Annotated in this window: 1 protein-coding gene; it reads left to right on the forward strand. The window is 71.4% G+C overall.

From position 1 onward, the window contains the following. Window positions 1-227: hypothetical protein (locus tag RRF55_RS28440; RefSeq protein WP_439419362.1), on the forward strand; the 227-nt coding region annotated here is incomplete at both ends.

Here is a 227-nt window from a genome sequence, read left to right on the forward strand (position 1 = left end):
CGTTCTCCGCGTATGTGCGTGAGGCCGCCGACGCCGGTTACACCGAGCCGGACCCGCGCGTGGATCTCTCCGGTGAAGATGTCCGTCGCAAGCTGCTGATCCTGGCGCGCGCCAGCGGCATCGCACTGCGCGCCGAGCAGGTACAGGTCGCCTCGCTGGTACCGGATGCGCTCGCCGCGCTCCCGGCGGCGGATGCGGTGACCCGCCTGTCGCTGTTGGATGCGCCG

Source organism: Klebsiella sp. K47, from assembly GCF_051858335.1.
Lineage (GTDB): Bacteria > Pseudomonadota > Gammaproteobacteria > Enterobacterales > Enterobacteriaceae > Klebsiella > Klebsiella pneumoniae.